Origin of the sequence: Candidatus Enterococcus testudinis (assembly GCF_002140915.1) — a bacterium.
Taxonomy (GTDB): Bacteria; Bacillota; Bacilli; order Lactobacillales; family Enterococcaceae; genus Enterococcus_D; species Enterococcus_D testudinis.
The window spans coordinates 2,803,194-2,818,159 of the sequence record NZ_NGKU01000001.1; the positions used below are offsets into that span (position 1 = coordinate 2,803,194).

The following is a 14,966-nucleotide window of genomic DNA, read 5'->3' on the forward strand; positions in this document are numbered from 1 at the left end:
TTCGCTCCCCTAGTACTATTCATCATCTGCTCTGTACGGCTTGCGCCGTCCAGTCGCAGTGATTCATAGCAAAAAAGTGAGATTCGGGTTGAACCTCACTTTTCTTGTGTTTGATTAACGACGTAATCCTAAAGCTTGGATTAATTCGCGGTAGCGTTGTACGTCTTTTTTACGTAGGTACGCCAATAAGTTACGACGATGTCCAACTTTTTTCATTAAGCCACGGTATGAATGGTGGTCTTTTTTGTGCGTACGTGCATGTTCGTTCAATTGGTTGATGTCTTCAGTTAAGACAGCAATTTGAACTTCTGGAGAACCAGTATCTCCTTCATGACGTGCAAATTGGTTGATTAGTTCGTTTTTGCGTTCTTTTGAAATTGCCATGTTTTTCACCTCTTCTTCTTATTCCCCTGCGACTGAGTAAAACGTTGGTGATTCGTTGAACCAAGTAACAGGTCACGTGCTTTTCACACGTTACTACTTTACTTTATTCTAGGTAAAAAAGCAAGTTAATGACTCGATTCTTTTTGCGAATCATGAAAGCTCATACAAATCTTATGGTATACTGTTTTTAGATATTGATGTAAAGGATGTGAAAGAATGAGTGTTCTTTCCCGTATCGAGAGCATGAAGAGTGAACTTTCACTCTCTGAAAAGAAACTCTTTACTTTTATGGAAGAGAATCCTGAGAAGGTCCCTTCCATGACTGCCAGCCAATTAGCAGAAGCAACTGGAATCAGCGCCCCTACCGTGGTCCGGTTTGCCAAGAAAACCGGATTTGCCAGTTTGACTGATCTAAAAATACAATTATCTGCTGAAACCGGCCTACGCCAAAATCCCCACGAGAGATTGGGGTATGCAGATGTGGAATTAAATGAACCTTTCCAAGCGATCACTTCTAAATTGAGCCACAATGCACAGGTCACGTTGACCGAGACAGCCAATCTATTGGATGAATCGCTCATGGTGGACGCGACTGATTTGCTGGCTGTCTGTGAAAGAATCTTTGTCTGCGGTATCGGTGCTTCGTCTTTGATTGCGCAAGATATCCAACAAAAGTGGACCCGTTTGGGGAAAATCGTGATTTTCGAAAATGACTATAATTTATTGCTGCCGCAGTTGGTCAAATATGAGAAAAAAAGCGTCCTCTGGGTGATTTCCAACAGTGGCCACACCCCAGAAATGGTCCATTTGGCTGAGTTCGCTACTGGCAAAAAGATACCGATTATTTCTCTGACCCGTTTTGGCAATAACCCTTTAACAAAACTAGCTGATGTTCCCTTGCAAGTTTCTCGCGCCAAAGAAGCCAACCGTCGCAGTGCGGCTACTAATTCGATCATTGCTCACTTATTGGCTGTCGATGTTCTTTTCTACGTCTTTTTGAGCAAGAATGAACGATTGGCCCGGAATATTTATGAGTCACGACAAGCAATCGCTGATTTTCGTGAGAAGTATGTGTGAACGGATAGACAAGGTTTTAGCTCGTTCTTCCTTCCTCTTTCTTATACATGTATTATATATGCTAAATTTGCTGAAAAAACAGATGAACAACAAGCGTTCAGGTAAAAAAAGAAACTACATTTAAACAGATAAAAAACACAAGAGCTTTATTCCTAGGCATCTTGTGTTTTTTTAGCTATTCTTGTTTCACTTCAGTATCTGTTTCTTCTTCATATAAACTGGATACTCTCGTGTACCATTCAAAGATATGCGTAATGATCACTTTTGCTGCCGCATAGACAGGGATTCCTAAAATCACTCCTACCAGCCCAAACAACTTCCCAGATGTCAGTAAGACCAATAGAATCGTGACGGGATGAATCGACAATTCATTGCCTAGGACTAGCGGTGAAATCAAGCGGCCTTCAATCGTCTGTTCGATCACAAAAACGATCAATACTTTGACCAATAGAATCGGTCCGCCGACGATGCCTAAGAAGACTGCCGGTACCATGGCCAAAAATGAACCCAAATAAGGAATCAAATTTAAGAAGCCGGCTGCGATCCCCAACGTGATAGCATAATCTAGACCAATCAAACTAAACCCGATCATAAACATGATTGCTACAGCAAAGGCGACTGTCAATTGACCGCGGATATAAGACGACACTTGGTCATTCATTTCTTTTAAAACGATCAACGAAGGTTGACGCATTTTTGTTGGCAAAAACTTCACAAAATACGGTGCCAATTGGCGACCATCTTTCAACAAGTAAAACAAGATAAATGGCATCGTGATCACTGCCAAGATGATCGTTGCTACAGCCCCGAAAAAGCTGCCTAAGTTCTGAATCGTGCTGCGGGATAAATTCTGAACTAAATCAGTCATTGTGGTTATCAATTTTTCGTTTGAAGCTTCGATTTGCTCTTGCACTTGTGAAAAAATCGGGTCTGATAGAATCTCATTGACCTTATTTTCGATAATCGTCAAGTAACCTGGTAAATTGTCCGCAAAACTTAGGGACTGTTCTTGAATTTTCGGAATGATCACCACCACACCCCATACAATCAACCCAATCACCAAGACAAACAAACCAAATATACTATAAATTCGCTTTATGCCCTTGCGTTCGAGATAGTCGACGGTCGGGTTCATCAAATAATATAAGATTCCTGCCAGAATAATCGGCAATCCTACGATGGCCAAAAATTGCCAGAAGGGTTCAAATAGATACGATACTTTGGTAAACATAAACAAAATCAGCAGGACCAAAAGAATGACCAGCAAACTGGTCACTGCTTGGTTGTTCAAAAACCATTTCCAAAACCAGGAATATGGTTTTTTATGTGTTTCTTTCATTTAGGGACGGCCTCCTATTTGTAGGTCACTTTCATATCAACTGCAATTGTTGGCAATACTGCCGGTGTTAAGTAGATGGCACTTGATAATTGATTTTCTGCTGGCACATCGCCAAAAACAAACGTCACGTGCTGGATCGTCTGCAAGATTTGGTTTGCCACAGTTCCTACATATTGTACACGATATGCTTGATCGCCGAAAAGAATTTGATCGTCTTGCTTGACGATCAGGTCGCCTGAATCGGGCAGTGATTGAACCACTGAGTATTCTCGTAATGTGTCACTCGCTTCTTCGCCGAAGAAAATCAACATGTTTTCTTTGGGATCGATGGCTTGTGCCCCTATTTCTTTGATAGTTCCTTGTTTCATAAGACAAATTCCCCTTTCCATTCTTCATTGATTATTATAACATAAAGAGTTTTTATAGCCGCCGAAATCCGCATTCTATGGTAGAATTAAAAAGAAATGAAAATATTAGGAGGTTATTTATGTTGCAAACAATTTATTTAGGTACGTATACCCGACGTGAAAGCAAAGGGATCTACTCGATCGCTTTAGATACTGAAAAAGGAACATTGTCTGATTTAACATTGCGGGCAGAAGAAACAAGCCCTACGTATTTGGCACGCAGCAAAAAAGAAGCGGTTTATTCTGTGACTGAAGTCGATGGCAAAGGTGGTGCTGCGGCATATACCCCTGCGTTCTCTTTGCTGAATACAGCAACTGAAGAAGGCGCGCCTTTATGTTATGTAGCGGTAGACGAAACCCGCCAACTGCTTTATGGTGCCAACTACCATAAAGGAGAAGTCAATGTCTATAAAATTTTAGCAGATGGCAGTATCGAAGCCACTGATAGTGTTTACCATGATGAGCCTGTTGGTTCTCATGAAAATCAAGACAAACCTCATGTTCATTATACCAATTTAACACCCGACCAACGTTTAGCGGTCTGTGATCTAGGTACCGACCGTGTCTACACATACGATGTATCAGCTGACGGTAAGTTGACCGAAGTAGCTGTGTATGTGGCTGAAGATGGAACGGGGCCGCGTCATTTGGTCTTTCATCCAAACAATCAGTATGCCTATCTTGTTGGTGAATTGGACAGCTCCTTGACCGTTTTGCGTTACAACGAGACTGACGGCAGTTTCGCGCGTATCCAAAAAGTGCCAACGATTCCTGCTGATTTCACTGATTTCAATAGCGGTGCTGCGGTACGCATATCCACTGATGGACGTTTTGTTTACAGTTCTAATCGCGGCCATAACTCGATCGTTGTCTTTGAAGTGGCAGAAGACGGTGCTGCCTTGACTTTTGTTCAATCGATTTCGACTGAAGGCGACTTCCCTCGCGACTTTGATTTAGATCCAAGCAACGGCTATTTGGTCAATGCCAATCAGAATTCTGACAACTTGACTTTATACCGTCGTGATGCGGATACTGGCGTCTTGACTTTAGTAGAAAAAGACATTTATACACCAGAATGCGTCTGCGTACTATTCGAAAAATAATCTTCTGGAGGACTCCCCCATGTTTGAAAAAACACCAAAGGAACTAGTATTAAAAGATTTCTCAAATATTTACAACAAATGCCAATCGACATATGAATTGGTCACAAGTCGTCGCTATAACGAATCGTTGGTTTTACTGACCACCGCAGAAACCTATGCAATTGCAGAAAAAGCCTATATTCGTTGTGATACGTTCAAAGAGTTGCAAACGACTGAAGTCCAAGCATTTTTTGATGCCTTTGAAATTTACTATTTTGAATTGAAACAAGTACTGTTCCATGATGACGATGATTTTGTTTCTTTAAAAAATCGATTGAACCAAACAGCATCTGCCTATGAAGCATTGACAGCCTCATTTAATTTGCTATGATGGAAGCAAATCAATCGTGAAAAGGTGAAGCCCATGACACAAGAAGAAGTATTGGATCGACTGCGAGAAGAATTAGAAATGCCATTCTTTGAAGCAACATTAGAAAACAAGGTTTATACTGAAGCAGACTATCAACAAGTCAAAGCTGATTTGATCAAGTATTTTGATGACTATGTCCGCAACATAGAAAACTAAACCCATTCAAAAACACCTAAGAAGACGCTTCTTAGGTGTTTTTTTTAGGCGATAACTTTGAAATTTTGGTTCGTGACAGCGTCAATCACGGGATGTGCTTTCAGATAATCCGCAATCAACTCGGTCATATCAACTTGGATTTCACGAATGATTTTCTCTGCAGCAAACATGTCATAGTTTCCCCCGCCTACCGCCCGATATTGATTGATGACGATATCTAAATGCTGGTCCATCGCTACCGGTTCTCCTTCAAAGACCAAGGTTGTGATCCGTTGCCCCACTGGTTGACGCAGATCGATCGTATACTCAATGCCTTCATACATATCATAATTGTAGTACTGTGGTTTCGGTTCAATAAAAGCGGGATTAAAGATGATGGCGTTTTCTTCCACAGCTAAATAATTCGCTGTTTGCTCAAGTGCTGCCTTCAACTCTGCGCCGGTCACACGAACCACTGCCAATGTATTGGGATAAATATAATTGGTAATGACATCTCGCATAGTGATCGTGGATCCAAAGCCTTTCCCTTCATTATTGAACAAGGCTGTCCCTGAGATTTTTGCGCCGCTGGCGGCCATTTGCACCCGATTGATGAACTCGATATACGGATGTTCTTTGATTCTGGCACCCATTGGATCTGTGATGCGCATATCTCCTTCCACTTGTCCTAATGGTTGATCCAGCCAGGTATTCAACTCTTCATTGATTGGGGCCAGCAATGCCAATGTCGCTTCATCTGGCGTTGCATCCACGACAGAAACCAATTCTGCCCTACTATCCACTACGCGGAATTGATCTTCATCTGTTGCGACGGTCAATTCGATTTTGCCGATAAAGCTGCCGCGAAAACCCGGTTGCACCACAGGGATGCCATTGATTTTGGTCGCTATCTCCCGGTGTTGGTGCCCAGTAAACAAAGCGTCTATTCCTGATACTTCATGAAGCAATTGATAACCTTCATTTTCCCCCGTCAACAATTCGGTTGGTTCTCCAGTGATCAAATCTTTTTCAAACCCGCCATGGTAACTGACCACCACGATGTCTGCCGCTTCTCTTAGCCGCGGAATATAGACTTTGGCGGTTTCCACGATCGATTGGAAGGTCATGCCTTTGATCGTTGCAGGTTGTTCCCAGTGGGGAATATATTGTGTGACTAAGCCCAAAACAGCAATTTTGACGCCTTCTTTTTCAATGATCTTGTAGGCTTGGCCAAAATAAGGATCGCCGTTTTCATTGAGAATATTGGCTGCTAATACTGGACTTTGGTAACTAGTGATGGCCTCTTTCAAGTAATCAAGCCCATAATTGAATTCGTGGTTTCCTAACACGTGGACATCCACATCAAGAAGATTGACCGGTGCTGTTAGCGCCGAGACATGATGCTGGCTCTTGGCAATATAGTAACTCAATGGCGATCCTTGGATAAAATCGCCATTTTCGATGGTGATCACCGGACCGTCTGCTTCAGCTTTTAATTGTTTCATTTTGGTGGCAACTTTTGCGGTGCCAAAGCCCTGTTCTTGGTCATCAGAATAGTTGGTTGGTGTGACATATCCGTGCATATCGCTCGTTTCTAAGAACGTGATTTTCATGTGTGATTCTCCTTTATTCAGCTATGTACACAAAAGGATCTGTGCCTAGGCATCTCGACACCTGATGACACAAATCCTTTTGGCTGTCATTTCATTCAAGGTGTTTGTCTCTATTATACCTTAAAGAAAGAACAACGTCTTATTGATTCCATACATCTTCCAATTGCGGTTTTGCTTCTTCAATCAATTGATCGACATCTTTGTCTGTATTTGACAAAATATTTTCCATAATCGCGCGGATTTCTGTGTACGCTGAATCAGAATTTTCTACCACTGGTAAAGAGAATAGTTCTTTGGTAGCTGACTCTAGTTCAGACGCAACTTTCGTATCTGGATTGTTTTTGTAATCATCACTTTCTAAAACAGACTCCACCACTGGCATATAGCCTGTCGCAACTGACCATTCTAGTTGTGACTCAGGAGACGTCAAGAATTTCATATATTCAAACGCAGCTGTCCGCTCTTGGGCAGTCGCACTATTGAACATGTAAAGATCCGTTCCTTGTTGCAAATTGATGGCTTCTGGACGTGCCGAAACACCATATTCAAATTTGCCTTCGGTATCTTTTTTCACGTAACCTTCACCCGCAATTGATCCGATAAACATCGCCACTTGTTCGTTAGCGAACGGTCCTGACAAGTATTGATCAGAGCCTGCAATCCGGAAATAGCCATCTTTGACACCTTCTGCATAGTAATTGATCACTTCTTTTGACTCGTTGCTATCTAATTGCAGATCTTTGTCAAAGTCCACACCTTGATTCTGCATACCAATGGAATAATAGTTATTCAAAGAATCAAAGCCGGCACCCACGACTTTACCATCTGATTTTTCATAAATCGTTTGAGAAGCCGCTTTTAATTCATCAAAGGTTGTTGGTACTTCCACACCGTACTCATCTAGCATATCTGCATTATAAAAGAGCATTTCTGTTGATTTGTTGAAAGGAATACCATATTGCACGCCATCGATTTGTGCCCCTTCCAGTAACGGTGTGCGGATTTCTTCTTGATCCCCCCAGCCAATCGTATCGTTGTCGATATAAGCACCCAGATCCACCAACATCTCATCTTGCGCGGCATTCCACAACCAACCTGGATACGCTTGGGTGATCGTTGGCAGATCTTTTGGCGATGGCAACGTTGAATTGATTTTGGCTTGCAAGTCAGAATATTGAGATTGATTTTGTAATTCAATCTTGATATTGGGATTATCCGCCATAAATGCCTCGGTCAACTGGGTCAATGACTCTTCTTGCGCGCCATTCATGGCATGCCAAAAGGTGACGGTTGTTTCCTCTGTGATTTCTGTTGCAATGTCTTCATCGTTTGCTGCTGAAGATCCGTTACTGCCACAAGCCCCTAATACCAATGTCGCGGCCGCTGTTGCTGCAAATGCCCATTTCTTTGTCTTCATTCTTTTCTCTCCTTTATTCCTTTTTATAAAATGATTTTCTCACCGCGTTGCGGCAATATTCTTTCACCGTACGGATTGACCAGTTTTTCTGGTCGCAGCGTATGGATTGGAACCAAACATTTAGGCTCGATCCATGCAATGATTTGATCCAAATCTTCTGGGATTGCATGGCCCGAGTTTGGTAACCGGACAAATTCGATCTCAAGTGCCGCCAATTGATCCAGAAACACTTGATAAGCTGGATCAAAGTCCCCTAGAGGCTGGGCATCACTATGGATATATAAACCACCCTTTTGCAGATGCGCAAACTGTGCCACTGCTTGCCAGACATACTGACTAGTATCGGCACATAAAGCTTGATAAGAAATAGCATATTCTGGTGTCAAATTTCCTGGCACCTGACCATCGATGGTATAATAAAAGACGTCTTTGTCAAAGATTTCTTTCAGCAAAGCGGCTTGCTGCGCTTCTAAAACAACGGTTCGCGGTGCAGCTTCGACCAATGCCAAGAAGCGTTCCACATTCGCAGGATAGCCATTAAATGTGATTTGGCGCTCTGGATTTTCCGCTACCAACTGAACAAAGGCCTCAACAAGTGCCTCTTCACTATCAACAACAATTGTCGCTGGGTCTGGGGTGCGTTCAGGGAAACTGATACTGACCCCTTCCATCATCAATAAGTCTGTCCCTTTTGCCAATTGACAAAACGCCTTGCTGCGTTCGGGATGATACCCATGCAAACGCAAATCACCGGTATAGGCCAGAAAATGATCTGGCGTGCGGATCAATAGTGCCGCCGCCCCGAAGGCATCGTGATCGACAGGGACGATCTCAACTTCGATTTCACCAACCCGAATCACATCGTGAGGTGCCAAGCCCACCATCGATCGGACAAAGTTGTCGGCTTCATGAGGAACTGGCAACAAGAAGTCCCCGTTGCGGTTCAGCACTTCCAGAATCGCTTTGGTTTCTTTCAAGGTATATAAAGGAATCGCCGGATCAAGATAATTGATCATTTTGGCGTGATCCAAATGAGCGTGGGACAAGAAAACAGCTGTTTCTTGATACGTTTTGTTTTCATCCCCTTCATAGTGATACGCCAATTGAGGATCATACACCTGTTGTAACTGAGGGACCCAGCGGTGATCAACTAGCGTTTGTAATGTTTCATCTGGCAACGGTGTTTCCGGATGATACTCTGTCCCGAAATCGAAAAAGATATGGGCATCTTTATATGCAACTTCAATCACTGTACCGCCAATCGTCAAAATCCCGCTATGAAATGTAATACTTGTTTTATCCTTTGATGCCATCTTTTGCCACTCCTTTAATAATCTCTTTTCTAAAGATCAAATAAATAATCAAAATCGGAATGACCGTTAAGGTTGCAGCAGCCATTTGCAAATGTACGTCACTGCCGCTTTCTGTTGTAAAAGCGGCCAAACCATTATTCAACAGACGGTATTTTTTCTCATTGGTCACTAGCAGCGGCCACAAGAAAGAGTTCCAACTAGAAATAAATGTCAAAATCCCGACTGTCACCAACGCTGGTTTAGACATTGGAATCAATATGCGACGAATATAAGCCAAATCGCTGGCACCGTCGATTTTGGCTGCTTTGTAAAAGGTATTGGAAATACTTTTCAGATAGCCATTCAAATAATAGATATAGAAGATACTTGTCAAAAAAGGAATGATCAAGGCACTATACGTATTCAATAAACCCATTCTGGCAATAGTATTGTAATTGGTAAAAATGATTGATTCATACGGTACCATCAGTAATGAGATCATCAGTGCGATGACCAACCCCTTATACTTAAACTCAAGACTGGTCAAGGCAAAGGCGGCGAGTACCGCCGTCACCAGTGTGGCAATCGTCGTGATGGCCGACACAAAGACTGTATTCAAGAAATACCGTAAAAAGGGGGCTTTCGTAAATACTTCTGCATAATTTTCCCATTGAAAAGAAGCGGGGATAATCGTCGGCGGAATACTGGTGGCTTCACTATACGTCATCAATCCAGCCAAAATCATATAAATAAATGGGAAAACAGTGATGATCGCTAAAAGCGCCAAGAAAAGCATGGAAATCACGGTAACGACTTTCTTCATTTGCTTATTCCCCCACTTTCTTCAAAATTTTGTTTTGGATGAATGTCACCATCAGGATAATGATAAACAAAATCACCGTTGCGGCCATCGCAATGCCTGGTCGACCTGCGATGTGGAATTTGTCATAGATGTAATACACCGCTGTCGTTGCGCTCTTGGCGATCCCTGGTTGTCCACCAAAAAGTGCGTAGACTTGCGTGTAGACTTTAAAGGCCGCAATAATATTGACTGTTAGCAAAAAGGCAAAGGTTGGAATCAATTGCGGAAACGTGATTCTACGAAAAATTTCCCAATTGTTGGCACCAAACATTTTGGCAATTTTGTAATGTTCCTGATCGATGTTGCGCATACCTGCCAATAAAATAATGATATTGAAAGCCAAACTCGTCCAAACGCCAAAAATAATCAGCGTTGTCATACTCATATTGACATTGTCCAACCAATTGATCGGTGCGATGCCAACCAAACTCAAGAGATAATTGATAATCCCATATGACCCATTGAAAAAATAGCGAAAAACGATCCCGATCGCAATCGTACTCGTCACATAAGGCATAAAGAAAATCGTTTCAAAAAAACTTTTGTGTTTGACTTTTTCAAAAATGATCCAAGCAATCGCCAATGACAAAATCAAGGCAATCGGCACGACGGTAAAGGCAAAGAGGGCCGTATTTCTTAACGCTTTAAAGAAGACAGGATCAGTCAACACTTTTTGATAGTTCTCGATTCCTGCATAGCGCTGATTGATCAATGTCCCTTTTTGGAAACTCATGATCAATGAGCGAAACAACGGATAGACACTAAACAAAAAGATGATCACCAGTGACGGCAGCAGAAACAGCCACGCTTTGGGCTGATTTTCCGGGTTGTAATTTTTTTTGAACATCAGTAGACCCGCTCCCCTTTGTCATCAAAAATGAAGGCCTTTTTGAATTGGAAATCAAACGCAACTTGTGCACCTTCCTCGATGATTTCTTCAATACTGACGATTGATTTCAAATGTTTATCAGCCAAATCAAAATTTAAAATTCGTTCTCGGCCAATCAATTCCACACTCTTGATCGATGTCTCAAACAAACTGTTTTGGGTTACGGTCAACACATCTTCTGGACGAATGCCTAACGTATATCGTCCATCTGGCATCGGTTTCTTGAAACGAATATCCGTCAAGCGACTCACGGGCGCTGTAAATGCAGGATGATGTATTTTGCCATCCTTGATTTCGATTGGCAGCATATTGATGATCGGATTGCCTATAAATTTGGCGACAAATTGATTATTCGGTTCTAAATACAAGTTTTGCGGATCATCGTTTTGTTGGATCACGCCTTCATTCATCAGAATAATTTTGTCGCTGATCGACAATGCTTCTTCTTGATCATGCGTCACAAAAATCGTCGTGATCCCAACTTCTTTGACCAAGCGTCGTATCTCTTCTCTAATCTTCAACCGCAGACGGGCGTCCAAATTACTGAGTGGTTCATCCAGTAACAAAACTTCAGGATTTTGGACCAAAGCGCGGGTGATTGCGACCCGCTGCTGTTGACCACCAGATAACGTGCCTGGTTTTTTTTGGCTCAACTCTTCAATATTGGTCAAACGCATGTACTTTTCGGCGATTTGCTTTGCTTCATTTTTTTTGATTTTCTTCTCGCCGACTGTCAATGGAAACATCACATTTTCCAAGACGGTCATATGGGGATATAGTGCATAATTCTGAAAAACAAACCCAATATTGCGGTCTTTTGGTTCGGTTTTGACCACCGAGTTGCCATTAAAGCAAATATCGCCAGCTGTCGGACTTAACAAACCAGCGATCAAATTTAAAATCGTTGATTTCCCACAACCACTTGGTCCTAATAAACAAACAAGGTCGCCTTTTTCAATAGTAAAATCAACCGCTTTTAAGGCCTCGAATTTATTATCAAAGACCTTCTTTAACCCCACTACTTCTATCAAACACTGCCCCTCCATTTTCTCTTTCCCATTTCATTTGGCCAGAATAACAATCCATAAGAAAAGACGTCATCCTTGTCAAACTTACAAAGAAATTCGATTTTAATGATAACAAACGATTATTTTCATTCGATACTATTATTGTAAATGTTTTGTAAAAGCCGAAATGAATTATGAAAGAATTTTTAATAATTTCTTTCAAAAAAAAAAGCGAAAAATGAAAAATAGCGCTTTATATACTGAAAATACTTCAAACCTACACTTTGGTAAGCGCCTTTATTTAAAAAATAAACCATGTCCAACTGAACCCGTTTCACAGCAACAGCCGAATGAAAAGCCTATGATAAAACAAGTCGGGTCTTATCAATGTGTCTTGACATATTGATTACATCTACTTTACCATCCCAACATAAAGTGTCAAGACACAAATATGCCATAATTTGGTCAAAAAAAGCAAAAAAACAGAACGTCATCCTTAGAGATGACGTTCTGTAATAGGCCTTCAGCCATGATTTGGTGGCCGCAACACTACTTGTTTCGTCGTGACTTGATCAAGAAAATAGCGATCATGCTCGACGATCACCATCGTCGGCTCTACCAAAGAAATGACCGTCGCTAACTGTTGCTGGTTGAAGACGTCTAAATAATTCAATGGTTCATCCCAAATAAACAGATGGGCCGGTGTCGCCAATGATTTAGCCAATTCGACCCGTTTGCGCTGTCCCATACTCATCTTTTCGATGGGAGTCTGGAACACCGATCGCTCTAAGCCTAATTTTTTGAGATTGCGCAACAAATCTTGATAGGCGATTCCCTGTGCTTCAGCAAACTGCGCTAATGTTCCATGATTGTCTTCATAGTTCTGCCGGACACAACTGACTTTGATTTGATGCGCCAGCTGGAGGCTACCCGTCGTTTGGCCAGCAAATTGCCTCAGAATCGCTTGAATGACACTTGACTTGCCTGCACCGTTGGGGCCTTCGATCCCTATGCGCTCTTTGTCTCTCACAGCAAATGTGATTGGCAAAAACAATGGCTGTTCATAACCTAGCTGTAGTTTTTCTGCTTTGAGCAGTACATCATGGTGACTTGTTAAAGGATACATCTTTAATGGATCGATGTACTCAATATCTTTTAATAAAGCAGACTTGCCTTGAATTTGATCTTCCATTCGTTTGACAATGGCTTTTGATCGTTTCATCGTACGCGCTGCCCGGGCACCGATTGCGCCAGTATCAAAGACACCGCCACTGCCTTTTTTATGAGGGGAACCCAATTTATCCCGTTCTCTTCCCCGTGACCATTCGGCTTTTTCTGCAGCTGTTTGCTGCAAACGTCCGATTTCTTTCTTTAGTTTTTTGTTTTGTTCTTGCTCGTAGTTGTCTTTTTGCTGTTTTTGCGCTTCATAGACTGTATAGTTTCCTTTGTATAAGACCAGTTGGCTCTTTTCGATTGCTAACACATGATCGACCACATCATCCATGAACTGACGATCATGGCTCACCACGATAAAGCCCGTTTTTTGTTGCAAATAATTCGCCACATGAATACGGCTCGTGATATCAAGATGATTGGTTGGTTCATCGATCAGAGGAAAATTTTCCTCATCGACAAACAGACGCGCCAAACGGACTTTTGTCTGCTCGCCTCCTGACAATGTATGAAAGGGACGCCACAAAACATCCGGCGTTGTTTGAAGCAAACGCAACTCCCTTTCCAATTGCCACAATGCTACATCACCAGATTCTTGTAACACGTGATATGTCAATTGCTGCGGATCGTTGATTGCTACCGGGAAATAGACAAAAGTCTGTCCATGACTGATTTCTCCGCTATAAGGCAATTGATTTTGTAACAAGCGCAGCAAGGTGGTTTTGCCGCGTCCATTGCGCCCCAATAAGCCTAATTTCCAAGTGGTATCGATCGTTAAATTGGTCCGATCGAATAGAAGTTGTTCTTGGCTGTCAAAGCCAAAGGTCAATTGTTTGATACTGATTGTGCTCATATTGTTCACCTCGTGTCTATTTCTTGAATAGACGGGGTCCTAAGCTATTTTCAGTGATCAGCAAAAAAAGGACACAAAAAAGACCTTTCATCAAAAAAGCCGCCAATCCTGAAAATCTGCAGACTGTCCCCTTGGTGGTTCTAGTCGTATGCAGCTTTCAACAAATTGGTTACTTTTTCAATGGAAGATCCCTCACTTCATGTTTGATTGCCCAAAGTATAGCATGCTTGATTCATTGAAAGCAAACATTCTATATTCACTCGCCACTGATTGTTTGCCAATCGCACCTTTCTTTAAAAACGAAAATATTTTCCTTCACAAAGTTTCAGTAAATCGTCTGTTCAATCCAGATAAAAAAACATATAATTGCACAAAAAAACCACCAGGTTGGTTAGTCCCGGTGGCAAAAGGAGTAAAATGAAAAATAAAAAGGTTGTTGGTTGTGGCTTTATTATAGTGCCGATTTAATTTTTAATCATGTGAATAACATAACAGTTAAATTAAATAACTCTTGTTTAAGCGTTTTTATTTATCATTTTTTTAACAAAAGCGCCGTCATGCGTTGAATGGCAAATGAAATATCATCTGTTGCTTGATCTTGTTTTTCTTCTGCCGCATCAAATGCTTCTGTGTCCACCCCATCTGCGATACTTAGAATCATTTCATCACAGCCGGCAACATAGCTCATATATGCGCGCTCAAATTTTTTGTGGATCCCCATTACATTTGCCGGTGGCCGCAGTTGGCTGATTTTTTTCAACATCAAACGGTACTTATCTGTTCCTTCTTTGAATGTCTCTGCGATTTCTGATAACCGTTCTTGTGTCAGTTCACTGGTCTTCTTTTCGTCGATTGCTTGCCGAATCTCCTCATACTTGGGATGCATTTTTTCCCCGATTGCTTCCGTTTCTTTCACTAAATCATTGATTGTTTGGACATAATACCCTAAATTTGGTCGCACAATATATTCCTACTTTCTTCAGTTGATACTGTTTATTTTACCGTT

General features: G+C 41.7%; 15 protein-coding genes. 4 read left to right on the forward strand and 11 right to left on the reverse strand.

Annotation, left to right across the window (positions count from 1 at the left end; translation table 11 throughout):
• Nucleotides 1-114 precede the first annotated feature (114 nt).
• Entirely contained in the window at nucleotides 115-384 is a 270-nt protein-coding gene (gene rpsO / locus A5886_RS13620; RefSeq protein ID WP_086275630.1) for a 30S ribosomal protein S15, read from the reverse strand.
• Between the two features lie 216 nt (nucleotides 385-600).
• Here rpsO and A5886_RS13625 point away from each other — a divergent pair, with 216 nt between their 5' ends.
• Nucleotides 601-1,461 (forward strand): MurR/RpiR family transcriptional regulator, encoded by an 861-nt coding sequence (locus A5886_RS13625; protein WP_086275631.1) that lies wholly within the window; start codon nucleotides 601-603, stop codon nucleotides 1,459-1,461.
• Between the two features lie 175 nt (nucleotides 1,462-1,636).
• Here the strand turns inward: A5886_RS13625 and A5886_RS13630 are convergent, their stop codons facing one another.
• Both A5886_RS13630 and A5886_RS13635 read right to left on the reverse strand, forming a co-directional pair.
• Complete coding sequence (locus A5886_RS13630) at nucleotides 1,637-2,800, reverse strand: AI-2E family transporter (RefSeq protein ID WP_086275632.1); 1,164 nt, start codon at nucleotides 2,798-2,800, stop codon at nucleotides 1,637-1,639.
• Nucleotides 2,801-2,814: 14 nt separating this feature from the next.
• Entirely contained in the window at nucleotides 2,815-3,168 is a 354-nt protein-coding gene (locus tag A5886_RS13635; protein WP_086275633.1) for a PTS glucitol/sorbitol transporter subunit IIA, read from the reverse strand.
• 119 nt (nucleotides 3,169-3,287) lie between these two features.
• On the opposite strand from A5886_RS13635, the gene A5886_RS13640 reads away from it, so the two are divergent.
• Genes A5886_RS13640 through A5886_RS15925 form a run of 3 tightly spaced genes read left to right on the forward strand, consistent with a single transcriptional unit; the run spans nucleotide 3,288 to nucleotide 4,875 of the window.
• Nucleotides 3,288-4,310, forward strand: coding sequence for a lactonase family protein (locus tag A5886_RS13640; protein ID WP_086275634.1), 1,023 nt, complete (start codon nucleotides 3,288-3,290; stop codon nucleotides 4,308-4,310).
• Between the two features lie 19 nt (nucleotides 4,311-4,329).
• Nucleotides 4,330-4,680 (forward strand): hypothetical protein, encoded by a 351-nt coding sequence (locus A5886_RS13645; protein ID WP_086275635.1) that lies wholly within the window; start codon nucleotides 4,330-4,332, stop codon nucleotides 4,678-4,680.
• Between the two features lie 33 nt (nucleotides 4,681-4,713).
• On the forward strand, nucleotides 4,714-4,875 hold the full coding sequence (locus A5886_RS15925) for a hypothetical protein (RefSeq protein WP_086275636.1): 162 nt from the start codon (nucleotides 4,714-4,716) through the stop codon (nucleotides 4,873-4,875).
• A 44-nt stretch (nucleotides 4,876-4,919) separates the two neighbouring features.
• On the opposite strand, the gene A5886_RS13655 is transcribed toward A5886_RS15925, so the two are convergent.
• The 8 genes from A5886_RS13655 to A5886_RS13695 form a co-directional block, all read right to left on the reverse strand.
• Nucleotides 4,920-6,467, reverse strand: a complete 1,548-nt coding sequence (locus tag A5886_RS13655) for a bifunctional metallophosphatase/5'-nucleotidase (protein WP_086275637.1) — start codon at nucleotides 6,465-6,467, stop codon at nucleotides 4,920-4,922.
• 139 nt (nucleotides 6,468-6,606) lie between these two features.
• Nucleotides 6,607-7,884, reverse strand: coding sequence for an ABC transporter substrate-binding protein (locus A5886_RS13660; RefSeq protein WP_086275638.1), 1,278 nt, complete (start codon nucleotides 7,882-7,884; stop codon nucleotides 6,607-6,609).
• 23 nt (nucleotides 7,885-7,907) lie between these two features.
• On the reverse strand, nucleotides 7,908-9,197 hold the full coding sequence (locus tag A5886_RS13665) for an MBL fold metallo-hydrolase (RefSeq protein ID WP_086275639.1): 1,290 nt from the start codon (nucleotides 9,195-9,197) through the stop codon (nucleotides 7,908-7,910).
• The gene (locus tag A5886_RS13670; RefSeq protein ID WP_086275640.1) at nucleotides 9,181-9,999 is read right to left on the reverse strand and encodes a carbohydrate ABC transporter permease; all 819 of its coding nucleotides are present in this window, start codon (nucleotides 9,997-9,999) and stop codon (nucleotides 9,181-9,183) included. Before A5886_RS13670 ends, A5886_RS13665 begins: the two co-directional genes overlap by 17 nt.
• Nucleotides 10,000-10,003: 4 nt before the next feature.
• Nucleotides 10,004-10,885: a carbohydrate ABC transporter permease gene (locus A5886_RS13675; RefSeq protein WP_086275641.1), complete on the reverse strand. Its 882-nt coding sequence runs from the start codon at nucleotides 10,883-10,885 to the stop codon at nucleotides 10,004-10,006.
• Nucleotides 10,885-11,958, reverse strand: coding sequence for an ABC transporter ATP-binding protein (locus tag A5886_RS13680; RefSeq protein WP_086275642.1), 1,074 nt, complete (start codon nucleotides 11,956-11,958; stop codon nucleotides 10,885-10,887). Before A5886_RS13680 ends, A5886_RS13675 begins: the two co-directional genes overlap by 1 nt.
• Before the next feature lie 499 nt (nucleotides 11,959-12,457).
• Entirely contained in the window at nucleotides 12,458-13,960 is a 1,503-nt protein-coding gene (abc-f, locus tag A5886_RS13685; protein WP_086275643.1) for a ribosomal protection-like ABC-F family protein, read from the reverse strand.
• A gap of 532 nt (nucleotides 13,961-14,492) precedes the next feature.
• Nucleotides 14,493-14,921, reverse strand: a complete 429-nt coding sequence (locus tag A5886_RS13695; RefSeq protein ID WP_086275645.1) for a hypothetical protein — start codon at nucleotides 14,919-14,921, stop codon at nucleotides 14,493-14,495.
• Nucleotides 14,922-14,966: the final 45 nt, after the last annotated feature.